The sequence below is a fragment of the Paraburkholderia sp. RAU6.4a genome (assembly GCF_050435625.1).
In the GTDB taxonomy this organism is placed as follows: Bacteria; Pseudomonadota; Gammaproteobacteria; order Burkholderiales; family Burkholderiaceae; genus Paraburkholderia; species Paraburkholderia tuberum.
The window spans coordinates 3,580,942-3,605,058 of record NZ_JBNDKQ010000002.1; the positions used below are offsets into that span (position 1 = coordinate 3,580,942).

Sequence of the window (24,117 nt, forward strand, 5' to 3'; positions counted from 1 at the left end):
CGCCGCCATGGCTGCTGCCGATACTCCCACTTTGATTTCCCGCCGCGCGGCGCTCAGCCGGATGGTGCGCGCGGTCACGTCGCCGTACTACCGCTACCGGCACGCCAAGGTGCTGCATAGCCTGCGCGTCGGCCTCGCGATGCTGGTGTCGATTCTCGCGACGACCGGCATCGATATTCCGCACGGCATCTGGTCGTCGGTGACACTGCTGGTCGTGATCGGCGGCTTGCAGCATCACGGCAATATCCGCAAGAAAGCGGCCGAACGCGCGGCCGGCACGCTGCTCGGCGCATCGATCGGGCTCCTGCTGATCGTGCAACAGCACTTCATCGGTTCGCTGCCGCTCACCTATGTGCTGGAGGCGATCATCGCGTCGATCTGCGCGTGGTTCGCGATTGGCTCGTCCGGCTATATCGGGCTCCTGACCGCCATCACGATGTGCATCGTCGCGGGCCACGGGGACAATCTGATCGACGTCGGCCTGTGGCGCACGCTGAACGTGCTGATCGGTATCGTCATCGCGCTGGCGTTTTCGTTCGCGTTTCCGCTGCACGCGACGTATTCGTGGCGCTACGGCCTCGCCGCCAATCTGCGCGAATGCGCGGGCATCTACGCGCGGCTGCTCGACGGCGAAACGATCACCGAGGAGGAGCAGATCAAGCGTTTCCTGCGGATCAACAAGCGGCTCGTGCAACTGCGCTCGCTGATGCCATCGGTCGCGAAGGAAATCGACGTGCCGCAGTCGAGGCTCGAGGAAATCCAGCGGCTGCATCGTTCGGTGCTCAGCTCGTTGGAACTGCTTGCCACGGGGCCGCTGATGAACGCCGATGCCGCCGCGCGCACCGCCTATGCAGCGCATTGCGGCGCCGAGGTGCGCGCCGTGCGGGCGATCCTGTTGTCCACCGCGCGCGGGCTGCGTTTCGGCCGTCCGTCGCGCTTTGGCATTCCGGCCGCGGCGCCGCTCGCGAAGGGGCACGGCGACGTGGCCACCGCGTTGCCGCCCGACTGGCAAGGGCCGTACTGGCTCGGTCAGCGGCTCGCGGAACAGGTAGACCGGTTGCGCGCGCTATTGCTGGAGACCGAGCCGAACTGGAACATCGAGCGGCACGAGCGGGCGACGCGTGGTAGGTAGGTGCTAGCGCTGGCCTGCCCCTAAGCCTCAAACCTGCGGCGGCAGCGTGACCATCCACATCATGCCGAAGCGGTCCACTACCATTCCGAAGCCCTTGCTCCAGAACGTTTGCTGGAACGGCATCACGACCTGGCCGCCATCGGCGAGCGCGTTGAAGCATTTTTCCGCCGACGCGCCGTCATCGATGGTCAGCGACAGACTGAAGCCATTGAACGGGCCGGCCGCCGGATCGCAGTTGCCGTCGGAAGCCATCCACGTGCTCGAGCCCAGCTGCACGCTCGCGTGCATGATCTTGTCGGCGAGTTCGGGGCGTGGCGGATTGTGCGCGTCCGGCGGCGCTTCCTTGAACAGCATCTTGAAGGTCACCTGGGCGCCGAGCTTGTCGGTGTAGTAATCGAGCGCTTCCTGGCAACGGCCGTTGAAGAACACATAGGGCTGAACGTACATGATCGTCTCCATGGTCAGGCGTTGGGCGGGCGCCGTCGTTCCTCGCCAGCGGCGGCGGGAGGGGCGTGGAGTCGATTGTAGTCGGTGGCGGCGCGTCGCTTGTGACGCTATGTCGCCGGTGGCGACGCAGCGTAAACGAAAAGCGGCGCTGAACCGTGAGGTCCAGCGCCGCCTTTCCAGCCAGCCACGCCCGCGGCCTCCGGCGCCTCAGCGCAGCGTGTCGATCAGCTTTTCCAGCTTCACCGCGTCCGCGGCGAACGTGCGGATGCCTTCGGAGAGCTTCTCGGTCGCCATCGCTTCGTCGTTGAGGAGGAAGCGGAACGACTTCTCGTCGACCGGCACGCGCTCGATGTCCGCGTCGTGCGATGTCTCCGGCGACAGCTTGCGTTCGACCTTGTCGGTGCTCTCGTGCAGTTTCTGCAGCAGGTCGGGGCTGATCGTCAGCAGATCGCAGCCGGCCAGTTCCAGAATCTGCGAGGTCGTGCGAAAGCTCGCGCCCATCACCTCGGTCTTGTAGCCGAACTTCTTGTAGTACGCGTAGATGCGGCGCACCGACTTGACGCCCGGATCGTTGGCGCCGCCGTCTTTCGCTTCGTCCCACGCGCTGCCGGCGTTCTTCTTGTACCAGTCGTAGATGCGGCCGACGAACGGCGAGACCAACTGCGCGCCAGCTTCCGCGGCGGCGGCGGCCTGCACGAGCGAAAACAGCAGCGTCATGTTGCAGTGGATGCCTTCCTTCTGCAGCGCCTCGGCCGCGCGCACGCCTTCCCACGTCGACGCGAGCTTGATCAGCACGCGGTCGCGCTCGATGCCGTGTTCCTTGTACAGCGCGATCAGCTCGCGGCCTTTCGCGATCGAGCCTTCGACGTCGAACGACAGGCGCGCGTCGACTTCGGTCGACACCCGCCCCGGGATGATCTTCAGGATTTCGGTGCCGAAGGCGATCAGCAACTGGTCGATGATCGCGCCGGGCGGCTTCGACGCATGCGCCTTCACGGTCTTTTCGAGCAGCGGCCGGTAGTCGTCTTTCTGCACGGCCTTCAGAATCAGCGACGGATTGGTGGTCGCATCGCGCGGCTTGTACTGCGCGAGCTGCTGGAAGTCGCCGGTGTCGGCCACCACGGTGGTGTATTGCTTGAGTTGGTCGAGTGCGGTTGTCATGTTCGGGCCTTCAGGGCGCGCGTGCGCCATGGTTCAGGAGAAGTGAGGACGCCGCCGCGCCGGCGGGAGGAATCAGCCGGCGCCGGCGGCCGCGGGTCAAGCCGCAGCGCGTCCCACGATGGCTTGGGAAACGCTGCCGGATACATCTATTCTATGGCGGATCGCCGAGGACGGTATGAACACCGCGTATGGACAGCCGGGCGTGGCGATCCGTTCACACGCGGCGCGCGTTCAGCACGACTTGCGTCACCACGCCCGCGACGAGCCCCCAGAACGCCGAGCCGATCGACAGCAGCGTGAGTCCCGAGGCGGTCACCATGAACGTGACGAGCGCCGCCTCGCGCTGCCTCGTATCCTGCATCGCGTTGGCGAGCCCGCTCATGATCGAGCCGAACAGCGCGAGCGCCGCGACCGACACGACCAGCTCCTTCGGGAACGCCGCGAACAGCGCGGCGATCGTCGCGCCGAACACGCCCGCGAGCAGATAGAAAATGCCGCCCCATACGGCCGCTGTGTAGCGCCTGGCGGAGTTTTCGTGCGCTTCAGGGCCGGTGCAGATCGCCGCCGTGATCGCGGCAAGATTGATGCCGTGAGAACCGAACGGCGCGAGCAGCAGCGATGCGACGCCGGTCGTCGCGATCAGCGGCGCGGACGGGGTCGTATAGCCGTCGGCGCGCAGCACCGCGATGCCCGGCACGTTCTGCGAGGCCATCGCGACCACGAACAGCGGAATGCCGATGCTCACACAAGCCGCCACCGAAAACGACGGCATCGTCAGCACCGGGTGCGCGAGCGCGACGTGAAAGTGGCTGAAGTCGAGCAGCCCGAGGCCGCCGGCGGCTGCGGTGCCTGCCACGAGCGTGGTCGGAATCGCATAACGCGGCACGAACCGTTTGACGATCAGGTAGGTAAAGAACATCGTCAGCACGAGCGCGGTCTGGTACTGCGCGGCACGGAAAATCTCGATGCCGATCTCGAACAGGATGCCCGCGAGCAGCGCTGCCGCAAGGCCGGACGGAATCCGCTTCATCAGCGCGTCGAACCAGCCGGTGACGCCGACCAGCGTCAGCAGCGCCGCGCAGAAGATGAATGCGCCGATCGCCTGCGCATACTCGACATGCGGCAGCGACGACACCAGCAGCGCCGCGCCCGGCGTCGACCACGCGATCACGATCGGCGCGCGAAAGCGCAGCGACAGGCCGATCGTGCACAGGCCCATGCCGATCGACAGCGCCCAGATCCACGACGAAATCTGCGCGTCGCTCAGATGCGCGGCCTGGCCCGCCTGAAACATCAGCACGAGCGAGCTCGTGTAGCCGGTCATCGCCGCGACGAAGCCCGCGACGATCGTCGACAGCGACGTATCGGCGAGCGGATTGAAGCGCCTGGGCGACGTGGCGGCGGGGGACAGCTGGGGCGACGGGGACGAACTCATGCGAAGGCTTTCTTGTTGTGGAAGTTGAAGCGTCGGGACGTGGATTCTGGAACGGCGGGCGTTACTTGCTCAGCACCCGCATGGCCGTCTCGAGGCCCGCGAGCGTCAGCGGATACATGCGGTGGCCCAGCACTTCGCGGATCGCGCTGACCGACTGCCGGTACGGCCACAGCGCTTCCGGCTCCGGGTTCAGCCACGCGAAGTGCGGAAAGTGATCGGCGAGCCGGCGCAACCACACCGCGCCGGCCTCGGCGTTGTTGTACTCGACCGAGCCGCCGGGCTGCAACACTTCGTATGGGCTCATCGTCGCGTCGCCGACGAAGATCAGCTTGTAGTCGGGCGTGAACTTGTGCAGCACGTCCCACGTCGGTGTGCGCTCGGCGTGGCGGCGGCGGTTGTGCTTCCACAGGAAGTCGTACACGCAGTTGTGGAAGTAGTAGAACTCGAGGTGCTTGAACTCGGCCTTCGCGGCGGAGAACAGCTCCTCGGTGCGCTTCACGTGATCGTCCATCGAGCCGCCGACGTCGAGCAGCATCAGCACCTTCACGTTGTTGTGCCGCTCGGGCACCATCTTCAGATCGAGCCAGCCGGCGTTCGCGGCGGTGCTGCGGATCGTGTCGGGCAGGTCGAGTTCTTCCGCGGCGCCTTCGCGGGCGAACCGGCGCAACCGTCGCAGCGCGACCTTGATGTTGCGCGTGCCGATTTCGACCTGGTCGTCGTAGTCGCGATACGCGCGCGCTTCCCATACCTTGACGGCCGTGCGATTGCCGGCCGCGTCGCCGCCGATGCGCACGCCTTCGGGGTTATAGCCGCCGTGACCGAACGGCGACGTGCCGCCCGTCCCGATCCACTTGTTGCCGCCCTCGTGGCGCTCTTTCTGCTCGTCGAACAGTTCCTTCAGGCGCTCCATCAGCTTGTCGATGCCGCCCATCGCCTCGATCTGCGCCTTTTCCTCGGGCGATAGATCGCGTTGCAGCTTCTTCTTCAGCCAGTCGGGCGGAATCTCGAACGCGAGCTCCGAGGTCGCCGCGACACCGTTGAAAAAGGCGCCGAACGCCTGGTCGAACTTGTCGAAGTACTGCTCGTCCTTCACGAGCGTGATGCGCGAGAGGTAGTAGAACTCGTCGAGCGACGGCGCGATCACGTTGGCCTTCAGCGCTTCGAGCAGCGTCAGGTATTCCTTCACCGAGACCGGCAGGCGGGCGGCGCGCAGCGAGTAGAAAAAGTCGATCAGCATGCTGGATGTCCTGCGGCGCGGCGCCCGCTCAACGGTTGTTGCGGTTCATGAACAGCAGCCGCTCGAACAGGCTCACGTCCTGTTCGTTCTTCAGCAGCGCGCCGTGCAGGGGCGGCACGATCTGCTTCTGATCGGCCGAGCGCAGTGCTTCGGGCGGAATGTCTTCGGCGAGCAGCAGCTTGAGCCAGTCGAGCAGTTCGGAGGTGGACGGCTTCTTCTTCAGCCCCGCGACGTTGCGCAGCTCGAAGAAGCTCTGCAGCGCCGCGGCGAGCAGATCCTTCTTGATGCCGGGGTAATGCACGTCGACGATCTGCTGCATCGTCGTCGCATCCGGAAACCTGATGTAGTGGAAGAAGCAGCGGCGCAGGAACGCGTCGGGCAACTCCTTCTCGTTGTTCGACGTAATGATCACGAGCGGGCGATGTCTGGCGCGCACCAGCTCGCGCGTCTCGTACACGTAGAACTCCATGCGGTCGAGTTCGCGCAGCAGGTCGTTCGGGAATTCGATGTCGGCCTTGTCGATCTCGTCGATCAGCAGCACGCTCTGCTCGTCCGATTCGAACGCCTGCCACAGCACGCCCTTGACGATGTAGTTGCGGATGTCCTTCACGCGCTCGTCGCCGAGCTGCGAATCGCGCAGACGCGACACCGCGTCGTATTCGTACAGCCCCTGCTGTGCCTTGGTGGTCGACTTGATGTGCCATTGCAAGAGCGGCATGCCGAGCGCGGCGGCGACTTCCTCGGCGAGCATGGTCTTGCCGGTGCCGGGTTCGCCCTTGATCAGCAGCGGACGCTTGAGCGTCATCGCGGCGTTGACCGCGAGCTTGAGGTCGTCGGTGGCGACGTACTGCGATGAGCCTTCGAAACGCATGACGAGATGCTCTTGTGCGGGAAAAAACCCAGTATAAGTCAGAAGGCCTGTTGGCCTGAAACCGGCTCACGTATGGTGTCAGCCGCGCAGTGACGCGGCGGCGGTGCCGCTGTGGCGTCGTTGCGAAGCCGACGCGGTCATGGCGTGGCGCCCGTCCCGGCGGGCGTTGCGCGGCCCCCGTGTCCGGTGGACGTTCGGCGCGGCGGCGCGGTACAATGAGCCCGATTTTTTTGGCCTGCGTGGCTACCCTACAAGAAGAACGGCGCGGACCGCTGCCTTTGTGGGCACCCGTTTCCCCTCAAGCCAGGTTACATCTATGAATAAATTCGTCGGCAAACACGTCGTGATCGCAGCGCTGTCGGTGCTCGCGGGGTATGCGGCCAATGCGCAGGCAGCGGATGTCGTAGGCAATGCCAAGGCGGGCCAGGACAAGGTCGCGATGTGTATCGGCTGCCACGGCATCCCCGAATACCGCACGGCTTATCCAGAGGTTTTCCGCGTGCCGAAGCTTGGTGGCCAGAACCAGGCGTACCTCGAAAACGCGCTGCGCGCCTACAAGAAGGGCGACCGCCATTTCGCCACGATGCATGCGATCGCGGTGACGCTGTCGGATCAGGACATTGCCGATGTCGCCGCGTACTACGCGGCGCAAACTGCCGCTTCGAAAAACAATCCCGACAAGTGATCGGCGTCGGTCACCAGCACATCCAATTCGCGGGATAGGAGATTTCATGATCAAGCCCCAACAGGCACTCCACACGGTATTCAAGGCGGTCGGCGCGGCGGCGGTCATCGGTCTGGCCGCAGCGAACGCAGCACACGCGGCCGACGCCGGCAACGGTAAGGTGCTCGCCGACAGCCACAACTGCGCGGCCTGCCACGGTCCCAACCTGAACAAGCCGGTGAGCCCGGAGTATCCGAAGCTGGCCGGTCAGTACGCCGACTATGTCTTCTGGGCGCTGCGTCAGTACCAGATGGGTACTGCCAATCCACACCTCGGCCGCAACAACGCGATCATGCAGGCACAGGTGCAGAGCCTGTCGCTAAGTGACATGAAGGACATCGCCGCTTACATCGAATCGCTAAAAGGCGACCTCGTGCAGAAAAAGTAAGCGTCGGGCGCCGGTTTCGCGCCGAAGCTTCAAAAGCAAAACACCCCGCCTTGGCGGGGTGTTTTGCTTTGAGGGCGTCGTACCTCGGCGTGCTGGCGTCGTGCCGCGCCGGCGTTTCCAGTCGCCTCAGTCGCGCGTCGCGCGCCGTTCGATGCGCTGCAGATACGCGTCCGTGTCCGGCGGCGTGCCGGTGCGCTGCGCTTCCCAGATGGTTTCGCCGAGGCAGTCCATGATCGCGTGCTGGGCCTCGTGCGTCGAGCCGAGGCGCGCGGCGAGCCGCTCATGCGCGGCTCGAATGCCGGGCGGCTGATCGATCGACAACTGCTCGGAGATCGCCAGGTGCATCGACAGGTGCAGGAACGGATTGGTCTGGCCGCGCTCCGGCGAATAGTCCTGCGCCTGGGCGGCGGGACCATCGGCGAGATCGGCGTGATATTCGGGATGCTCGACGATCCAGTCGGCGGCGATCGCCTCGAGCGGCGTCAAAATCTCGCCCTGGCGCTGTTTGCGCCAGGTGTCGGTGAAAAAGAGGCGAACTTCGTCGCGGCTGGGATTGAACATCGTGGAACCGGTGCGTGGGAGTGGAGGCGCGGAGCGCGACGGTGCGGGTCCGCAGTGCGCGCTGCGCGTAAGGCACTATTTTACGCGGCGGCCGCGTGGGCCGCAGGCGCGCTGCACTGCCTCGGGTCTCGAACTGGGCCGGCCTTATAGATCGGGTGGCGGGGTCTTCGGCCGGAACTCGCACAGCGGCTCGATCGCGCAATGCCAGCATTCGGGGCGGCGCGCCTTGCACACGTAGCGTCCATGCAGGATCAGCCAGTGGTGCGCATCCTGCCTGAATTCGGCGGGCGTGAATTTTTCGAGTGCCGCTTCGACCGCGCGCACGTCCTTGCCGGGCGCGAGGCCGGTGCGGTTGGCGACGCGGAAAATGTGCGTGTCGACCGCGATGGTCGGATGGCCGAATGCGGTGTTCAGGATCACGTTGGCCGTTTTGCGGCCGACACCGGGCAGCCCTTCGAGTGCCTCGCGATCCTCGGGCACCTCGCCGCCATACCGGTCGAGCAGAATGCGGCAGGTTGCGATCACGTTCTTCGCCTTCGTGCGATACAGACCGATCGTCTTGATATAGCTCGCGACACCTTCCTCGCCGAGGTCGAACACCTTCTGCGGCGTGTTCGCGACCGGAAACATCCTGCGCATCGCCTTGTTGACCGACACGTCGGTCGCCTGCGCCGACAACAGCACCGCGATCAGCAGTTCGAACGGCGTCGTGTACTCGAGCTCGGTGGTCGGATGCGGATTGAGACTCTGAAGCGTTTCGTAGATCGCGCGGCGTTTGTTCGCGTTCATGCGGAGCGGGTCCGTGTGAGTGGGCCGGGTTGCGTCGGCGTGGTCAGCGCGTGGTTGGCGGCGAGTTGGACGGCGGATTGGACTCGTTTGACTCATTTGACTCGTCGGACTTCTGCTCCGAGCCGGGCGTGTCGCCACCGCTGGCAAGACCGAGACGGCGGCGGCGCGCTTCGGCGGCGTCGATCTGTGCCTGCACGTCGGCGCTGACGTTCTCGGTGTTCAGCGGTCCCTCGCCTTTCGCGGCCAAGTCTTCCTTCTTCTTGCGCGCGCGTTCGAGCGCGGCCTGGATGATCGCGCGTTTCTTCGCTTCCGCGTCGTCCGCAATCGGGGCGGCGGGAGCCTCGGACGGCACTGTCGCGCCGTTTGCCGCAACCGCGTCCGGCGCAGCCGGCGGCGCGCTTGCGGCTCGCCGCGCCGCAGCGCGCGCTTCGGCGGCGTCGCGCTCGCGCGCGAGACGGGTCTCGTGGCGGTTATGACGCGCCCGCGCCGCGTCCGCGTGGCTTTGGCTCCATGCATCCCAGCCGGTGGCCTCGCCGGTCACGGGGAGCATCGTGATGCAGTCGACCGGGCAGGGCGGCACGCACAGGTCGCAGCCGGTGCATAGCTCGGCGACCACGGTGTGCATCTGTTTCGGTGCGCCAACTATCGCGTCGACCGGACACGCCTGCATGCACAGCGTGCAGCCGATGCACACCTGTTCGTCGATAACCGCCAACGGACGCGGACGTTCGACGCCATTGGCCGAATTGAGCGGAATCACCGGTTTGCCGAGCAGCGCGGCGAGGCGCGCGATGCCCTCGGCGCCGCCGGGCGGGCACTGGTTATAGTTCGCCTCGCCATTGGCGACGGCTTCGGCATACGGACGGCATGCGGGATAACCGCACTTCGTGCATTGCGTTTGGGGCAGCAGATCTTCGATGCGATCCGCGAGTGTTTTGACGTCTGTCACGGTTGCGGCGCGGGGGTTTGCCGTGCGATCGCACGACCTGAACTAAATAGCACATTATCGCCGATTTCCCGGATTGCCATTCGCAATCCATGTGCCATAATCGAAGCGCTTCATTCGAAAGACCGCAGAAAAGGGTGTGTTTCCCAACCATGACGCGCCCGCTAAACGCCGCCACAAAAAGGCTCGAGGAGAGGCCGGCGGCGCGATCCGGAGAACGCGGCTCACGAAGACGATGCCACCATGAATCAGCCGAAAATCAAAAGAGATCCTGAAGGCACGAGGCGCCGCATCTTGCTCGCGGCGGCGGAAGAGTTTGCAAATGGAGGGCTGTTCGGCGCGCGGGTCGATCAGATCGCTCGCCGCGCGGAAACCAATGAACGAATGCTCTATTACTACTTCGGTAGCAAGGAGCAGCTATTCACCGCGGTACTCGAGCACGCGTTCAGCGCGCTCAACGAAGCGGAACGCACGCTCGAACTCAACGGAATCGCGCCGGTCGAGGCGGTTACGCGTCTCGCGCATTTCGTGTGGGACTACTACCGCGATCATCCCGAGTTGTTGAGGCTCATCAACAACGAGAATCTGCATGAAGCACGCTATATGCAGAAGTCCACGCGCATACGCGAAATGATTTCGCCGATCGTCGCCACGCTCGGCGGCATTCTCGAACGTGGGCAGCGCGCGGGGCTGTTTCGCACGAACATCGACCCGCTGCGCTTTTACGTGACGCTCTCGGGCATGGGCTACTACATCGTGTCGAACCGTTTCACGCTCGAGGCGACGCTCGGCCGCGATTTCAGCAGCGCCGCCGAACGCAGCGAGGTGATTCAGATGAATACCGAACTGCTGCTCGCGTATTTGTTGAGAAAGTAACGGGCAGTGCCGCGGTGATCATGGCCGTGGCAAAAAATCAGTATCACGAACAAAGCGCGATAAAAAAGCCAACGGCCTCGAACGGGACCGTTGGCTTTTTATATGCTAGTGCAAGTTTGATGCTCAGGCTTCGACTTTTTCTTTCGCCGTTTTTGCTGCCTTGTTGTGCTCGAGAATGAAGTCGCGCAATTGCGGGTAAATGATCGTGCGCCAGCGGCGGCCCGAGAAAATGCCGTAGTGGCCGCATTTCTCCGCAGTGAAGTGACGCTTGTTCTTCGTCGGAATGCCGCTGCACAAGTCGTGCGCCGCGTAAGTCTGGCCGTCGCCGGAAATGTCGTCGAGTTCACCTTCGATCGTAAACAGCGCGGTCGTCGTGATGTCCTGCGGCCGCACCGGTTCGCCGTTGACGACCCACGTGCCCTCGGCAAGACGGAACTCCTGGAACACGACGCGGATCGTGTCGAGGTAATAATCGGCATCCATGTCGAGCACCGCGTTGTACTCGTCGTAGAACCGGCGGTGCGCTTCGGCGTCGTCCTCGTCGCCGCGCAGCAGGCTCTGGTAGAAATCCCAGTGCGACGCCGCGTGACGCTCCGGATTCATCGCGACGAAACCGGTGTGCTGCAGGAAGCCGGGATAGACCTTGCGGCCCACACCGGGATAGTTCGGCGGCACCGTGAAGATCACGTTGTTCTCGAACCACTCGTACGAGTGCTGCGTGGCCAGCGAATTGACCGAGGTCGGGCTCTTTCGTGCGTCGATCGGGCCGCCCATCATCGTCATCGTGCGCGGCGTGTCCTCGCCGCGGCTCGCCATCAGCGAAATGGCGGCGAGCACCGGCACGGTCGGCTGGCACACCGAGATCACGTGCAGATTCTTCGCGCCGATATGGCGAATGAATTCCTGGATATACGCGATGTAGTCGTTCAGACCGAACCAGCCGGCTTCTAGCGGCACCATGCGCGCGTCGAGCCAGTCGGTGATGTAGACCTTGTGGTCTTGCAGCAACGTGCGCACGGTATCGCGTAGCAGTGTGGCGTGGTGTCCTGACAACGGTGCGCAGACGAGCACGACCGGTTCGTCTTTCAATTGGCTGACAGCTTCGCTGTCGTCCGCGAAGCGCTTGAAGCGCATCAGGCGGCAGAACGGCTTTTCGATGAACGTCTGCTCGACGATCGGAATGTTATGGCCGTCTTTGACAATCTGGTGAATATTGAACTCGGGCTTTTCGTAGTCCTTGCCGAGCCGGTAAAGCAGTTCGTAGCCGGCGGAAAGGCGCGTGGCGCCCGGAACATAGGCTAGCGGACTGGCCGGATTCGCAAATGATTTCGATGCGGCCTGAGCCCAGGCGGTGAGGGGGCTCAACATCGCCCGCTGGAATTCATGAAATTGATAGAGCATGTTTGCTCCGTTTTAAGCGGTTCGCATGGGGCTTCGCAAACACGCGTGAGGCGTTGCGGCGGGCCATTGTGGTTGTAGGCACATTATTGTCGGCCGACAGTCAGATCGATAATATCGAATAAGGCAAATTTGTGCAATGCAACAATATTCGCATTCAGTGTACGCAAATTGTCACTGCGTCATGCTAATGGCGATGCTGCTCCGCCGCTATCAGGGCTTGCCTGAACCTCGAGCTCCATCGCGCGGATGCCGTCATGCGCCGGATGGCCGGTCGCCTGCGCCATCTCCTGCTCGTGCTTCATCAGGTTCAGTCCGGTGTTCACGAGCGCCACGTGGGAGAACGCCTGCGGAAAATTGCCGACGAGACGTTTATCGACCGGGTCGTACTCCTCGGACAGCAGGCCGACGTCGTTGCACAGCGCGAGCAGCCGCTCGTACATCTCGATTGCTTCCTGCACGCGTCCCTGCAGCGCAAGGTTGTCCACCATCCAGAACGAACACGCAAGAAAGGTGCCTTCCCCCGGTGGCAAGCCGTCGTCGTATTCCGTGGTGCGGTAGCGCAGCACGAAGCCGCCGTGCATCAGGTCCCGCTCGATCGCCTCGACCGTGCCCTTGATGCGCGGATCGTGCGGCGGCAGGAAGGCGACCAGCGGCATCAGCAGCACGCTCGCGTCGAGCTGATCGCTGCCGTAGTACTGCGAGAACGCGTTGAGCTCCGGATTCCACGCCTTCTCGCAGACCTCGGCATGGATCGTGTCGCGCGTCGCGCGCCATTCGTCGAGGGGGCCGTCGAGCTTGAACATTTCGGCCGAGCGGATCGCGCGGTCGAACGCGACCCACGCCATCACCTTCGAGAACGTGAAATGCTCGGGGCCGCCGCGCGTCTCCCAGATGCCTTCGTCGGGTTCGCGCCAGATCGTGCTCAGGTGCTCTAGCATCGCGCGCTGCACGCTCCACGCGGTGACGTCCGCCTGCAGGCCGCCGACGCGCGCCAGATGCAGCGCGTTCATCACCTCGCCGTAGACGTCGAGCTGACGCTGCCCGACCGCGTTGTTGCCGATGCGCACCGGTTTCGCGCCCTCATAGCCGGGCAGCCAGTCGATTTCGGATTCGGGCAGGCGCCGCTCGCCGCCGATGCCGTACATGATCTGCAACTGGTCGGGCGCGCCCGCCATCACGCGGCCGAGCCAGCTGCGCCAGGCGCGCGCTTCGTCGTAGTAGCCGCCGCGCATCATCGCGAGCAGCGTGATGGTCGCGTCGCGCAGCCAGCAGTAGCGGTAGTCCCAGTTGCGCGTGCCGCCGAGCCGCTCGGGCAGCGAGGTGGTGGGCGCCGCGACGATGCCGCCGGTCGGCTCGTAGGCGAGCGCGCGCAGCGTGATCAGCGAGCGGCGGATCGGCCCGGCCCAGCGTCCTTCGACGGTGCCGCGCGCCGCCCATTCGAGCCAGTGGTTTTCGGTGCGCGCGAGCGACGTGTGCGGATCGCGCGCGGGCGGAATGCGCAGATGCGACGCCGCGTACGCGAGCGAGAACGGCACGCGCTCGCCCTCGGTTACCGTGAATTCCGCGATGGTCTTCATGTCTTCGCCGTGCAGTTCGACCGGCGTGCGCAGCACCGCGTTGTCGGGGCCGACGATCGCCTTGATGCCGCTGTCGTGCTTGAGCTTGTCGACCCACGGAATCGAGAAGCCGTAGTCGAAGCGCAGCACGAGTTCCATCTTCATGCGCACGGTGCCGCGCTTGCCGACGACGATGCGGATCAGCTCCGACCAGCCGTTGCCGGGCGGCATGAAATCGATCAGCGTGACGGCGCCGTCGGGCGTTTCGAAGTCGGTTTCGAGGATCAGCGTTTCGCCGCGATAGCGCCGCGTGATGGTCGGCGCGCCGTGCTCGCCCTCGGTGGCGGGGGCGATCAGCCAACGGCCGTTGTCGGGCGAGCCGAGCAGCGCGGCGAAGCAGGCGCCCGAGTCGAAGCGCGGCCAGCAGAGCCAGTCGACGGAACCCTCGCGGGAGATGAGCGCGGCGGTATGGCCATCGCCGATGAGTGCGTAGTCTTCGATGTGTGCAGGCATGGAAAGCGTGTCGGAAAACGAGTCGTTATTACGGACGGCAACAGCAGCCGCGCTTCGAGTGGGCGTTATTACCGGACCACGATCGGCAGTGTTTGGTTCACCGCACAGTGCGGCAAAACGCGGATTGGAAAATTGTCAAATCCATGCATACAATCAAATTTCATGCCGATGTCCGGCGACCTGCCGGACTGCGAATCGGCCTTGCTCATGGCGGTTGCAGACGCCGTTTCCGAGGACGAAAGCCATGCTGAACCCTTCGAAATCCGATTGCATCACGATTCTCTCGGCCGCCAGCCAGCTTGCCGGCGACTCCATGCTGCCGCTCGATCATGGCCGGCTCGGCCTGAGCCGCAACGGCATGCTGGCTGCCGCCTCCTTCCTGGTCGAGCGGGCCTGCTTCCGGCGCTATCAGCAGGATGCCGATCATTATGCGGTCGGCGCGCTGTCGTTGCAGGGGCGCCTGCGGCTCGAACAGCTGGCGAACGGTTGAGCGGTAGGGCCGAGCGTTCGTAGCGCAGGTTCTTGGCGTATCCGCGCCGGCCATTCGCCGCATCCCTTCGTACCGCGCCTTCGCATTTCCTATCCGTATCTTCACGCCGCGTCGCGTCAGGTCGATCGTTCGCGTGGCGCGGGCGGTCGCGCGCGTCCATCTTGCGCGCGATGCCCGCTTCCCGCATATGTCATGGCGTGACATTTACCGCGCTCTCACACGGGCGAGTGGCGCTGGCACCCAGCGAACCTTCCCTTCGTGCAAAACCACCTCGATACCGGACGCAAATCTCGCGCCCGGCGTCGCGGCGCCTGTCGCTCACAGATGCGACGAGCCCACGCCGAAGATCCCGATGATGCCGATGATGATCAGGTAGAGCGCGACGATGTAGTTCAACAGGCGCGGCATGATCAGGATCAGGATGCCGGCGATCAGCGAAACGAGCGGGCCCAGGCTGAGAGTGACGTTCATGGAGACTCCGTGGTTGAGACGCGTGATGCGCGATTGAGAAAACGATTGAAAAACGTCCCGCCGCGCGGGACCCAAGCCGCTGGCGCAGACCGTGCCGCAGCGATGGATTCACTGCATGATCCGACCTGACGCTCTTATACTGACTTCGACAACAACAACGTGGAACGACGCTCGATTCGCGGCGCGGCAGACCAGACACCGTTACAACCGCTCGTACCCCGGCTCATACGCGAGCCCGTACCAGACAACCGATGTCGAGGAGGTCTCATGCTTCACAGTCGCCGTGCCGTCGGGCGTATTGCCGTGCGCCCAGTTCCGACTTCCGTTTTTACTTCTGTTCTTGCCAGTGTTGCCTTTCAGGGTTCCCGTCCGCGTGGCGCTGACCGCGCCGCTCCATCTGCCGTGGATTGCACGGCGGAAAGCACCGCCCGGCGCGCAACGCGGCCAACGCCGTTGCGCGCCGCCCGTTCGATAATAAAAGGTTTCGCGCTCATGGTTTCGATTGTTGCTTCGCACGCGTATGCGCAAGATTCTGGCCCGGTCCCCGCGGACGGCGTCTATACGATGCTGGTCGGTACTTACACCAGCGGCAAGAGCGAGGGCATCTACGTCTTTCGCTTCGATACGAAGACGGGCGCGGCGACCCAGGTGTCGGTCGCGCAGACGGTCAATCCGTCGTTTCTGGTCGTGAGCCGCGACCGCCGCTTCGTCTATTCGGTCAACGAACTGCCCGGTGACAACGGCCCGGCCACGCAGCGCGGCGGGATCAGCGCGTTCGGCTTCGATGCCGCGCGCGGGCAGCTGACGTTTCTGAACAAGGTGTCGTCGGACGGCAATGATCCGTGCTATCTGAGCATCTCGGCGGACGGCAAGTATCTGCTGGGCGCGAACTATTCGGTCGCGCCCGATCCGGGCGGCAGTTTCGCGGTGTTTCCGCTGCAGGCGAACGGCCAGGTCGGCACCTCGGTGCAGACCGTGCATCACGAGGGCGGCGGTCCGGTGAAAGGGCGGCAGGACAACTCTCACGTGCATTCGACCGTGTTCTCGCCTGACGGCCGCTATCTGTTCGCGCAGGACCTCGGCGCCGACAAGCTGTACTCGTACCGCTACGCGCCGCAGAGCAGCGCCGGCGCGGGTCCATTCATCGCAACGGACTGGGGCTACACGCAGCAGAAGGCCGGCACGGGTCCGCGCCATCTGATCTTTGGCGCGGACGGCAAGCACGCGTATCTGACGAGCGAACTCGCGGCGACCGTCAGCACGTTCGACTACCACGACGGCAGGCTGAAGCTCGTGCAGACGCTGCCATTGAGCGAGCCTGACTTCAAGGGGAAGGTGGGCGCCGCGGCGATCCATATGTCGCCGGACGGACGCTTCGTGTATGCGTCCAATCGCGGCGACGCGAACGAGATCGTGATCTTCTCGGTCGATCCCGCCACTGGACACCTGAAGCAGATCGGCCGGCAGTCGAGCCTCGGCAAATCGCCGCGCGAGTTCACCATCGATCCGACCGGTAACTGGCTGATCGTCGGCAATCAGCTGAGCGACACGGTTTATGTGTTCAAGCGCGATCCGCAGACGGGGCTGCTCGATCCGAATCCGAAGCAGCATTTCGATCTCGGCTCGCCGGTCGACTTCAAGCTGGTATCACCGTCGTGATGCGCGGCACGCGCGGGTAAATGAAAAACGGACAGCTCACATCGTGAGGCTGTCCGTTTTTTCTTCCAGATCATCGCCGACCCGGTTAGCGATTCACCGGGCGCTCATTCCGCCGGCCCCGGCGCCAGCACTTCGCGGCTGCCGTTGATGCTCATCGCCGACACGAGGCCGGCCGTCTCCATCTGCTCGACGAGCCGCGCCGCGCGGTTATAGCCGATGCGCAACTGCCGCTGCACCGACGAGATCGACGCGCGCCGCGTGCGTACGACGAACGCGACCGCTTCGTCGTACAGCGGATCGGCTTCCGCATCCGGCGCTTCGCCGAACAGGTCCTGGGCCGCGCCGCCATCGGCGGCCGGGCCGTCGAGAATGCCTTCCTCGTATTGTGGCTCGCCGAACTGCTTCAGATATTCGACGATCGCATGCACTTCCTCGTCGGCGACGAACGCGCCGTGCACGCGCTGCGGGTAGCCGGTGCCCGGCGGCAGGAACAGCATGTCGCCCTGGCCGAGCAGCGACTCGGCGCCCATCTGGTCGAGAATCGTGCGCGAGTCGATCTTCGACGACACCTGGAACGCGACGCGCGTCGGAATGTTCGCCTTGATGAGACCGGTGATGACGTCGACGGACGGCCGCTGCGTCGCGAGGATCAGGTGGATGCCGGCCGCGCGCGCCTTCTGCGCGAGCCGCGCGATCAGCTCCTCGATCTTCTTGCCGGCGACCATCATCAGGTCGGCGAGCTCGTCGATGACGACGACGATCAGCGGCAGCGGCGCCAGCGGCTCGGGCGCATCGGGCGTCAGCGAGAACGGGTTGCCGAGCTTCTTGCCCTTCGCCTCGGTGTCGCGGATCTTCTGGTTGAAGCCGGCGAGATTGCGCACGCCGACGGCCGACATCAGCCGGTAGCGCTTTTCCATTTCGCCGACGCACCAGTTCAGCGCGTTGGCCGCGAGCTTCATGTCGGTGACGACCGGCGCGAGCAGATGCGGAATCCCTTCGTAAACCGAAAGTTCGAGCATCTTCGGGTCGATCATGATCAGGCGCACTTCCTCAGGCGTCGCCTTGAACAGCAGCGAGCAGATCATCGCGTTGATCGCGACCGATTTGCCCGAGCCGGTCGTGCCGGCCACCAGCATGTGCGGCGCCTTCGCGAGATCGGCGACGACGGGATGGCCGGTGATGTCCTTGCCCATCGCAAGCGTGAGTCGCGAGTGCGAGTTCTGGTAGACGCTCGCCTCGAGAATTTCCGAGAGGCGGATCGTTTGGCGCTTCGCGTTCGGCAGTTCGAGGCCCATGCAGGTCTTGCCCGGAATCGTTTCGACCACGCGGATCGACGTGAGACCGAGACCGCGCGACAGGTCCTTCATCAGACCGACGATCTGGCTGCCGCGCACGCCGAGCGCCGGTTCGACTTCGAAGCGTGTGATGACCGGACCCGCCGATGCGCCGACCACCGTCACCGGCACCTTGAATTCCTGCAGGCGCTGCTCGATCAGCAGGCCGGTTTCGCGGAGCTTTTCATCCGGGATCGGTTCGATGTCGGCATCGGCGGGGGCGAGCAGATCGAGCGTCGGCAGTTCGACCATCGATGCGGCCGGCGCATGGAACTCGAAGCCGTTGACCGGCGCGTGGCCGGGCAGCGGCGGGCGGGCGGCGGGCTCGGCAGTGGGTTGGTCGGCGGATTGGACCTGCGGTGTTAGCGCTGGCGAAGACGACGGAGCGGGCGACGGAGCGCGCGACGGTTCGGCGGCCGGCGTGTTCGCGACAGGCGTTGCGCTTGCGCCGACCGAAGGCTCGATGCTGGTCGCCGGCGCGGCGAAGCCCGGGAAACGGACTACGTTCGAGACGACGGCCGGTGCGGTTGCCGGCATAGCGAGGTTCGCCGCACTCGTCGAAGTCGACGACGGCGAGTCGTTTGCGGGGGTGTTCGCGGGCTCGTTCGCGGGCTCGTTCACAGCGGGCAGGGCAGGGGCGTGCGACGTCGCGGGCTCACCTGACTGCGCACTTTCGCTGGCGAGCTCCGAGACCGTCGCGCCGGACCCCGGCGGCACGCTTGCGCTCGACGGCGCGGCGGCCTCCGTCTGCGGCGAGTCCGCCGACGCGGCCGCGCGTTGAGCCGCGGCGGGGCCGAGCTTGCTCTCCCAAGGCACGAGCGTCTTGCCGATGACGATTTCGGCTGCCGGAGCCAGCGCTTGCGGAGGCGTCGCGGTGTCGGCGCTGGCCGGTTCGACGGTTCGCGCGGATTCCTCCCTCTGCGATGCCGGGACGCTGGTGTTTGTTGCTGTCTGCGTCGAATCGTTTTGGACCGCCGGTGCGTCTTCTTGCGAAGCATCGTCCCGTAGGCTGGCTGCGAAGCGCTCGAATGGCGTCGCCGTCGGCGACTCATGTTGCGGCGCGCGTGCGGTGGGTTCGGTGGCGGCAGGTTCAGCCACAGCGGATGCCGATGGCTCGACAACCGCGGATTCGACAGCCGCAGCAGCCACGTCGGCCACCGACTCGGTTGCAGTCGTCGTCTGCGGCGCAGCCGTAAGCGGCGCATGAATGACGGGCGGTTCGGTCGGCCATTGCGCAACCGCTTCGTTGCCGCCCTCGACCGACCTCTCGGACTCGGCCACCGCACGCTCAGCCGGCAACTCGACCGATGCGGTCTCTTGCTGCGACTGCGCCGGCGACACCATCCGCGCCGAACTCTCCACGCTCTGCGCCTGCGGCGCCGCAACCGTCTCGCCGTTTTCGACAGGTAGCACGTCCCGCTGCGCCGGTGGCACATCGAACGTCGTCGACGCACGCTCTGCATCGCCAATCTTCGCGCTATCGGCGCCACGGCTGCGCGCCAGGCTCACGCCGGCCATGTCGGTCCAGCGCGCGGCGTTTTCCGCGATGCTGCGCAGCGTTTCCTCGACGCTCGCGGGCGGCGCGACCGTCGACGCGTTCGTCATCGTTCCAGTGAAGTTCGGTGTAGGCCGGCGCACGGTCGACGGCGAGGTCACGCTGTTGGCGCGCGAAGCGGCCGGGAATGGTTGACGCGGGGTCGCGCCGCGATTGAGCGGCGCGCTGCCGTCGGCCGGACGTGGCAGCGACGACGGGCGGCTTGCGCGGCCCGCGGCATTCATCGATCCCGCTGTGATGCCGATACCGGCGCCCGACGCGGCGGCGCGGCCCGCCATTGCCTGTGCCGCGCGCGCCGACACGCCGGCCGCGTTGGCGGCCGTCGCCGCCAACGCGGCACTGGAGCCGAACGACGCGGCACTGGAGCCGAACGACGCGGCCGCACGCTGATCTCCGACCGAGCGCCGCCCGATCTGCGCAGCACCATCACGAGCCGACATGCCCGATGCGGCCGATGCACCCGCCGCACCCAGCGATGCCGCCGCCGTCGCCGCGCGCGGCTCCGTGGTGCGCAGCCAGCCGGCCGGCGCGACCGGCTCGGTCGGCACGAATGGTGCGGCGGATCTGTCCGCAGCCTTGTCCGCATGCAGCGCCTGCGTTGCCGTCGACGTTGCCGGGCGCGGCGACGCGTTCGACCCCGTGCGTAACACCGGCTCGGTCTGCTTGACCGGCCCGCGCGCCGCGTCAGCGGCCGCATCGGCTCGCCAGCTTGCGCCGGCGCCACGGGCGGAAGCGTCCTTGCTACCCGCGATACCAGTCGCCGCGGTGCCGGCAGCAGCGGCGGAGCCCGCGCCGCGCCCGCTCGCGGGCGGACGCCACACCGTCGGCCGCGCGTAGCGACCCTTGTTATTGCGTGGCGCCATCGTGTTGGTAGCAGGCGACACATGCGACGGCGCGCCGTCGTCGACGCTGCGGTGGCGGCGCGCATCCTCGTCGCGCTTCGCGAGTCCCCGCGACAGACCGAGGCCGAACGCGCCGTCGGCCCAAACGGCGACGTCGCTCCAGCGGAAGTCGACGAGCCACGGCAGGCTGATCACGAGCAGCGCGAGCGCCGCGAGCGGCGTGCCGACATGGCCGAGCAGATGTCCAAGCCCCGCGGCGAGCGCATGACCGAAACCATTGATGCCGGCAATGCCGATCAGCGAGCCCTCGAGCGTGCAACTCGCGATCAGCACGCAGACGAAGCCGAGCCACAGCCGGATCGTGCCGGGGCCGCGCAGACCCGCGCCGCCCGGCAGCATCGACTTCACGAGGCGCCACAAAAGAGGAATGAACCAGACGGCCGACCCGCCGAACCAGCCGAAAACTACCGTGTGCATACCAGACATCTACGAATGACGGAGCGCGCGAGAAGCGCAATCCGTCGAGTTTAAACGGCGCAGCGCGCGGCTTCGAAGGCCGGCGCGAATCACGAACGCGGCGCAAACTCGCATCACTTGTCGCTGCGATCGAACATCAGGGTGTCGCCGTTGTCGAGGATCAGCTGCATCTGCTGCGGCGCTCGCATCTGCACGCCGGTGCGATCGATGCGCTCGAGCGCGTCGAGGAACGGCTTCTCGATGTCGCCGCCCGGCGAGACGCACGCCATGCGTGTGCCGGCGAGGGAACCGAAGCTCAGCTTGCCGTCCTTCAGCGTGTACGAACCCATGAAGCGGTTGCAACCGGAAAAGCCGCTCGCGTGGCGCCGGCCGCCTTCGGTCGACAACGTCAGCGTGAGCGGCTTCTGATCTTTCGACGGCACCGCGCGCGCCGTGCCGTCGGCGTTCTTCCACGAGCTCAGCACCCAGCTGGTGTCGTCGAGCAGTTGCGCGGCGGCGGGATTGAACGGATCAGGCGGCGGCGCCGACGAGTCCGGATGCTTCGGGATCGCGCAGGCACCGAGCAGCGCGGCGATGCTCAACGCGGCGACGGCCGTGCGCAGGCACGGAATGATGCGCGCAAGAGGTCGCGGGCGGGAGCGGATGAGCATGGCGTCGTTCCTGTTCAAACTGGCGAAGGCGTAAGGGTAACGTACTAGGGTCTGTTTACATATGGAACGCACGTGCGTTGCCGCGAGAAGGGCCGCTCGCAAGGATTGCGACGCCGCGAATACTCGACGTATTCGCAAGGAGCATGACGCAGCGAGCGGCCCTTCTCGCGGCAACCCCAGTTCTGAATTTCATTCCAGGGGAATGCCCGCTATCGGCCGTCCCCTTGGGGGACGGCCGATAGCGGGCATTCGCACGTGCGTTCCATATGTAAACAGACCCTAAGCTTGTCGTGCGCGAGCGATGCTCGCGGTGACGTGATCGCGGCTGCGAACGTCGACGCGGCGGCACGGTTCCGCTCGACCGCCACGGCCTCGCGAGCGCACCCAAAGCGCACCCTGAGCGCCGCGCGGCAAGGGGCCCGCATGTTAACATCGCGGTCTATCCAATCCCACCCTCATCCCGACTTTTATCTGGAGTTCCCATGCAGATCGGCCAACGGATCGGCACGCCCCTTTCTGAATCCGCGACGCGCGTGATGCTGCTCGGCGCCGGCGAACTCGGCAAGGAAGTGATCATCGCGCTGCAACGGCTGGGCGTCGAAGTGATCGCCGTCGACCGTTACCCGAACGCGCCGGGCCATCAGGTCGCGCATCGCGCGCATGTGATCGACATGACCGACCGCGCCGCGCTGCGCGCACTGGTCGAGCAGGAGCGCCCGCATCTGATCGTCCCCGAAATCGAGGCGATCGCCACCGACGAGCTCGCCGCGATCGAAACCGAGGCGCTTGCCGAGGTGATCCCGACCGCGCGTGCCACCCAACTGACGATGAACCGCGAAGGCATCCGCCGCCTCGCTGCGGAGGAGCTTGGCCTCGCGACCTCGCCGTACGCATTCGCCGATTCGCTCGACGAGCTGCGCGCGGGCATCGCGAAGGTCGGCTATCCGTGCGTCGTGAAACCGGTGATGTCGTCGTCGGGCAAGGGGCAGTCGGTGCTGCGCAGCGACGCCGACGTCGAACCCGCCTGGCAGTACGCGATGGCGGGCGGCCGCGTGAATTTCGGGCGCGTGATCGTCGAGGGTTTCATCGACTTCGAATACGAAATCACGCAGCTCACCGTGCGCGCGATCGACCCGGCGAGCGGTGCGGTCGGCACGTATTTCTGCGATCCGATCGGCCACGTGCAGGTCGCGGGCGACTATGTCGAATCGTGGCAGCCGCAGCCGATGAGCCCGCTCGCGCTCGAGCGTTCGCGCGAGATCGCGCACAAGGTGACGGCGGCGCTCGGCGGCCGCGGCCTGTTTGGCGTGGAACTTTTCGTGCGCGGCGACGACGTATGGTTTTCGGAAGTCAGCCCGCGTCCGCACGACACGGGGCTCGTCACGCTGTGCTCGCAGCGCTTCTCGGAGTTCGAGCTGCATGCGCGCGCGATCCTCGGCCTGCCGGTCGATACGTCGCCGCGTGCGGCGGGCGCGTCGGCGGTGATCTACGGCGGTCGCGACGAGGCCGGCATCGCGTTCGAAGGCGTCGCGGCCGCACTTGCGGTGCCCAATGCGGATCTGCGCCTGTTCGGAAAGCCGGAAAGCTTCGTCAAACGTCGCATGGGCGTCGCGCTCGCGACCGGCGAGAACATCGGGGAAGCGCGCTCGCGTGCCAGGCAGGCGGCGGCCGCGGTGCGGCCGGTGTCGGCGAAGTAACGGGCAGGCGGCGAGGCGCGGCGCAAAAGTGTGCGGGACGCACACGAAAGAGCCTGCCGCATTCGTTTCTGGCTTATCGAAGCAAAGAGATCGGAGTAGAGGATCGTATGGCGCTTGAAACTCGCAGCAATCCATGGCGCGGCGCGCTTCGCCGGGTCGGCGCACTCGGCGTGGCGTTCGCGCTGAGCGCCGGCATCAGCGGCTGCGGGCTCGCGGCCGCGCCGTGCCGGATCGCTTCGGCGGGACTGAAGATCGTGCCAGTGGTCGGCCACGTCGCCGCTGCGCCGACCGATGCGTGTGCCGGCGTGATCGATCCTTGAAGCGTCGTTGAGCTGTCCGTGAATCGCCCATGAGCTGCCTGTGACTCGGCCGTGGCTCGGCCGTGACTCGGCTGTGACCGGCGTCGCGGCCGGTGTTGCCCTCCCTGCCTGACCCCCGCAACAATCGAGGTGTTCGATGAAGACATGGCGTGTTGCAATCCTCTCGACGGCAGCATGGACGGTGGCCTGGCTGGCGGCATCTTCCGGCGGCGCATCGGCCGCGCCATTGCAATTCAAGCACATCGAGGGCAAGAACCATCAGACGCGCAAATACACCTGCGCGACCGGCAAGATCCTGCAAGTCACCTACTGGAACGCGCAGAACGGCCAGAGCTTCGCCGTGCTGCCGGTGAAAGGCGCGTCGATGCTGTTCGTCAACACGATCTCGGCGTCCGGTGCGAAGTACCAGGCCGGCAGCTACACCTGGTGGACCAAGGGTCCGCGCGCCAATCTATATGACCTGACGAGCGGCGAGAACGCGCCGCCGATTCTATCCGACTGCGTGACCGTGATTCGCTGATTTGCTGATCGGCGGACACATGCACCGCATGCGGCGGCTTCATTCCCTACCGCCGCCTCTTCTTC

22 protein-coding genes are annotated in these 24,117 nt (G+C 65.5%); 9 read left to right on the forward strand and 13 right to left on the reverse strand.

Translation table 11 applies throughout. The annotated features are described in order from the left end of the window. Positions 1–7 precede the first annotated feature (7 nt). A complete protein-coding gene (locus tag OKW40_RS21350; RefSeq protein ID WP_184059459.1) occupies positions 8–1,132 on the forward strand; it encodes an FUSC family protein in 1,125 nt (374 codons plus the stop codon). A 27-nt stretch (positions 1,133–1,159) separates the two neighbouring features. Here the strand turns inward: OKW40_RS21350 and OKW40_RS21355 are convergent, their stop codons facing one another. From OKW40_RS21355 to OKW40_RS21375, 5 genes are all read right to left on the reverse strand, one after another. Then, positions 1,160–1,579, reverse strand: coding sequence for a VOC family protein (locus tag OKW40_RS21355; RefSeq protein ID WP_429356826.1), 420 nt, complete (start codon positions 1,577–1,579; stop codon positions 1,160–1,162). Between the two features lie 207 nt (positions 1,580–1,786). Beyond that, the gene (gene tal, locus OKW40_RS21360) at positions 1,787–2,740 is read right to left on the reverse strand and encodes a transaldolase (RefSeq protein WP_184065632.1); all 954 of its coding nucleotides are present in this window, start codon (positions 2,738–2,740) and stop codon (positions 1,787–1,789) included. A gap of 214 nt (positions 2,741–2,954) precedes the next feature. Next, positions 2,955–4,175: a benzoate/H(+) symporter BenE family transporter gene (locus OKW40_RS21365; RefSeq protein ID WP_429335988.1), complete on the reverse strand. Its 1,221-nt coding sequence runs from the start codon at positions 4,173–4,175 to the stop codon at positions 2,955–2,957. A 61-nt stretch (positions 4,176–4,236) separates the two neighbouring features. After that, complete coding sequence (locus OKW40_RS21370) at positions 4,237–5,412, reverse strand: vWA domain-containing protein (protein ID WP_018419886.1); 1,176 nt, start codon at positions 5,410–5,412, stop codon at positions 4,237–4,239. 28 nt (positions 5,413–5,440) lie between these two features. Then, positions 5,441–6,283, reverse strand: coding sequence for an AAA family ATPase (locus tag OKW40_RS21375; RefSeq protein WP_090803635.1), 843 nt, complete (start codon positions 6,281–6,283; stop codon positions 5,441–5,443). Positions 6,284–6,599: 316 nt separating this feature from the next. On the opposite strand from OKW40_RS21375, the gene OKW40_RS21380 reads away from it, so the two are divergent. Together OKW40_RS21380 and OKW40_RS21385 are read left to right on the forward strand one after the other, a co-directional pair. Further along, the gene (locus OKW40_RS21380) at positions 6,600–6,968 is read left to right on the forward strand and encodes a c-type cytochrome (RefSeq protein ID WP_184045800.1); all 369 of its coding nucleotides are present in this window, start codon (positions 6,600–6,602) and stop codon (positions 6,966–6,968) included. A gap of 46 nt (positions 6,969–7,014) precedes the next feature. Further along, the gene (locus OKW40_RS21385) at positions 7,015–7,395 is read left to right on the forward strand and encodes a c-type cytochrome (RefSeq protein ID WP_429356830.1); all 381 of its coding nucleotides are present in this window, start codon (positions 7,015–7,017) and stop codon (positions 7,393–7,395) included. Positions 7,396–7,521: 126 nt separating this feature from the next. On the opposite strand, the gene OKW40_RS21390 is transcribed toward OKW40_RS21385, so the two are convergent. The 3 genes from OKW40_RS21390 to rsxB all read right to left on the reverse strand — a co-directional run bounded on the left by OKW40_RS21390 (position 7,522) and on the right by rsxB (position 9,694). Next, positions 7,522–7,956 (reverse strand): DUF1841 family protein, encoded by a 435-nt coding sequence (locus tag OKW40_RS21390; protein WP_018419890.1) that lies wholly within the window; start codon positions 7,954–7,956, stop codon positions 7,522–7,524. 144 nt (positions 7,957–8,100) lie between these two features. Beyond that, entirely contained in the window at positions 8,101–8,745 is a 645-nt protein-coding gene (nth, locus tag OKW40_RS21395; RefSeq protein ID WP_187611024.1) for an endonuclease III, read from the reverse strand. A 43-nt stretch (positions 8,746–8,788) separates the two neighbouring features. Then, complete coding sequence (gene rsxB, locus OKW40_RS21400) at positions 8,789–9,694, reverse strand: electron transport complex subunit RsxB (protein WP_429491380.1); 906 nt, start codon at positions 9,692–9,694, stop codon at positions 8,789–8,791. Between the two features lie 240 nt (positions 9,695–9,934). Here rsxB and OKW40_RS21405 point away from each other — a divergent pair, with 240 nt between their 5' ends. Continuing rightward, positions 9,935–10,567, forward strand: a complete 633-nt coding sequence (locus tag OKW40_RS21405; protein ID WP_013088849.1) for a TetR family transcriptional regulator — start codon at positions 9,935–9,937, stop codon at positions 10,565–10,567. Positions 10,568–10,690: 123 nt separating this feature from the next. On the opposite strand, the gene OKW40_RS21410 is transcribed toward OKW40_RS21405, so the two are convergent. Together OKW40_RS21410 and OKW40_RS21415 are read right to left on the reverse strand one after the other, a co-directional pair. Further along, the gene (locus tag OKW40_RS21410) at positions 10,691–11,968 is read right to left on the reverse strand and encodes a polyhydroxyalkanoate depolymerase (protein ID WP_429356834.1); all 1,278 of its coding nucleotides are present in this window, start codon (positions 11,966–11,968) and stop codon (positions 10,691–10,693) included. Positions 11,969–12,147: 179 nt separating this feature from the next. Further along, positions 12,148–14,037: a glycoside hydrolase family 15 protein gene (locus OKW40_RS21415; protein WP_429491382.1), complete on the reverse strand. Its 1,890-nt coding sequence runs from the start codon at positions 14,035–14,037 to the stop codon at positions 12,148–12,150. 244 nt (positions 14,038–14,281) lie between these two features. On the opposite strand from OKW40_RS21415, the gene OKW40_RS21420 reads away from it, so the two are divergent. After that, complete coding sequence (locus tag OKW40_RS21420) at positions 14,282–14,527, forward strand: hypothetical protein (protein ID WP_090803648.1); 246 nt, start codon at positions 14,282–14,284, stop codon at positions 14,525–14,527. Between the two features lie 318 nt (positions 14,528–14,845). Here OKW40_RS21420 and OKW40_RS21425 read toward each other — a convergent pair whose 3' ends face one another. Continuing rightward, positions 14,846–14,998: a DUF3096 domain-containing protein gene (locus tag OKW40_RS21425; RefSeq protein WP_013088853.1), complete on the reverse strand. Its 153-nt coding sequence runs from the start codon at positions 14,996–14,998 to the stop codon at positions 14,846–14,848. Positions 14,999–15,265: 267 nt separating this feature from the next. Here OKW40_RS21425 and OKW40_RS21430 point away from each other — a divergent pair, with 267 nt between their 5' ends. Continuing rightward, positions 15,266–16,657, forward strand: coding sequence for a lactonase family protein (locus OKW40_RS21430; RefSeq protein WP_429491384.1), 1,392 nt, complete (start codon positions 15,266–15,268; stop codon positions 16,655–16,657). Positions 16,658–16,761: 104 nt separating this feature from the next. On the opposite strand, the gene OKW40_RS21435 is transcribed toward OKW40_RS21430, so the two are convergent. Then, entirely contained in the window at positions 16,762–20,865 is a 4,104-nt protein-coding gene (locus OKW40_RS21435) for a DNA translocase FtsK (RefSeq protein WP_429491385.1), read from the reverse strand. 113 nt (positions 20,866–20,978) lie between these two features. After that, on the reverse strand, positions 20,979–21,515 hold the full coding sequence (locus tag OKW40_RS21440; protein ID WP_184059436.1) for an META domain-containing protein: 537 nt from the start codon (positions 21,513–21,515) through the stop codon (positions 20,979–20,981). A gap of 482 nt (positions 21,516–21,997) precedes the next feature. Here OKW40_RS21440 and purT point away from each other — a divergent pair, with 482 nt between their 5' ends. The 3 genes from purT to OKW40_RS21455 all read left to right on the forward strand — a co-directional run bounded on the left by purT (position 21,998) and on the right by OKW40_RS21455 (position 24,052). Next, positions 21,998–23,212 (forward strand): formate-dependent phosphoribosylglycinamide formyltransferase, encoded by a 1,215-nt coding sequence (gene purT / locus OKW40_RS21445; RefSeq protein ID WP_429491388.1) that lies wholly within the window; start codon positions 21,998–22,000, stop codon positions 23,210–23,212. 107 nt (positions 23,213–23,319) lie between these two features. Continuing rightward, positions 23,320–23,532 carry a DUF6726 family protein gene (locus OKW40_RS21450; protein ID WP_429491390.1) on the forward strand — a complete coding sequence of 71 codons (213 nt, stop codon included), beginning with the start codon at positions 23,320–23,322 and terminating at the stop codon, positions 23,530–23,532. A gap of 136 nt (positions 23,533–23,668) precedes the next feature. Then, a complete protein-coding gene (locus tag OKW40_RS21455; RefSeq protein WP_090803659.1) occupies positions 23,669–24,052 on the forward strand; it encodes an MliC family protein in 384 nt (127 codons plus the stop codon). The last annotated feature ends 65 nt before the right edge of the window (positions 24,053–24,117 follow it).

What these genes read in the sequence shown, in the direction of transcription:
- OKW40_RS21415 (WP_429491382.1), bottom strand. Translation starts at nt 14,037, where the DNA reads ATGCCTGCACACATCGAAGACTACGCACTCATCGGCGATGGCCATACC.
- OKW40_RS21410 (WP_429356834.1), bottom strand. Translation starts at nt 11,968, where the DNA reads ATGCTCTATCAATTTCATGAATTCCAGCGGGCGATGTTGAGCCCCCTC.
- OKW40_RS21380 (WP_184045800.1), top strand. Translation starts at nt 6,600, where the DNA reads ATGAATAAATTCGTCGGCAAACACGTCGTGATCGCAGCGCTGTCGGTG.
- OKW40_RS21425 (WP_013088853.1), bottom strand. Translation starts at nt 14,998, where the DNA reads ATGAACGTCACTCTCAGCCTGGGCCCGCTCGTTTCGCTGATCGCCGGC.
- OKW40_RS21455 (WP_090803659.1), top strand. Translation starts at nt 23,669, where the DNA reads ATGAAGACATGGCGTGTTGCAATCCTCTCGACGGCAGCATGGACGGTG.
- OKW40_RS21370 (WP_018419886.1), bottom strand. Translation starts at nt 5,412, where the DNA reads ATGCTGATCGACTTTTTCTACTCGCTGCGCGCCGCCCGCCTGCCGGTC.
- OKW40_RS21385 (WP_429356830.1), top strand. Translation starts at nt 7,015, where the DNA reads ATGATCAAGCCCCAACAGGCACTCCACACGGTATTCAAGGCGGTCGGC.
- OKW40_RS21405 (WP_013088849.1), top strand. Translation starts at nt 9,935, where the DNA reads ATGAATCAGCCGAAAATCAAAAGAGATCCTGAAGGCACGAGGCGCCGC.
- OKW40_RS21375 (WP_090803635.1), bottom strand. Translation starts at nt 6,283, where the DNA reads ATGCGTTTCGAAGGCTCATCGCAGTACGTCGCCACCGACGACCTCAAG.
- tal (WP_184065632.1), bottom strand. Translation starts at nt 2,740, where the DNA reads ATGACAACCGCACTCGACCAACTCAAGCAATACACCACCGTGGTGGCC.
- OKW40_RS21350 (WP_184059459.1), top strand. Translation starts at nt 8, where the DNA reads ATGGCTGCTGCCGATACTCCCACTTTGATTTCCCGCCGCGCGGCGCTC.
- OKW40_RS21440 (WP_184059436.1), bottom strand. Translation starts at nt 21,515, where the DNA reads ATGCTCATCCGCTCCCGCCCGCGACCTCTTGCGCGCATCATTCCGTGC.
- OKW40_RS21355 (WP_429356826.1), bottom strand. Translation starts at nt 1,579, where the DNA reads ATGTACGTTCAGCCCTATGTGTTCTTCAACGGCCGTTGCCAGGAAGCG.
- OKW40_RS21420 (WP_090803648.1), top strand. Translation starts at nt 14,282, where the DNA reads ATGCTGAACCCTTCGAAATCCGATTGCATCACGATTCTCTCGGCCGCC.
- OKW40_RS21430 (WP_429491384.1), top strand. Translation starts at nt 15,266, where the DNA reads ATGCTTCACAGTCGCCGTGCCGTCGGGCGTATTGCCGTGCGCCCAGTT.
- nth (WP_187611024.1), bottom strand. Translation starts at nt 8,745, where the DNA reads ATGAACGCGAACAAACGCCGCGCGATCTACGAAACGCTTCAGAGTCTC.
- OKW40_RS21390 (WP_018419890.1), bottom strand. Translation starts at nt 7,956, where the DNA reads ATGTTCAATCCCAGCCGCGACGAAGTTCGCCTCTTTTTCACCGACACC.
- OKW40_RS21450 (WP_429491390.1), top strand. Translation starts at nt 23,320, where the DNA reads ATGGCGCTTGAAACTCGCAGCAATCCATGGCGCGGCGCGCTTCGCCGG.
- OKW40_RS21435 (WP_429491385.1), bottom strand. Translation starts at nt 20,865, where the DNA reads ATGCACACGGTAGTTTTCGGCTGGTTCGGCGGGTCGGCCGTCTGGTTC.
- OKW40_RS21365 (WP_429335988.1), bottom strand. Translation starts at nt 4,175, where the DNA reads ATGAGTTCGTCCCCGTCGCCCCAGCTGTCCCCCGCCGCCACGTCGCCC.
- purT (WP_429491388.1), top strand. Translation starts at nt 21,998, where the DNA reads ATGCAGATCGGCCAACGGATCGGCACGCCCCTTTCTGAATCCGCGACG.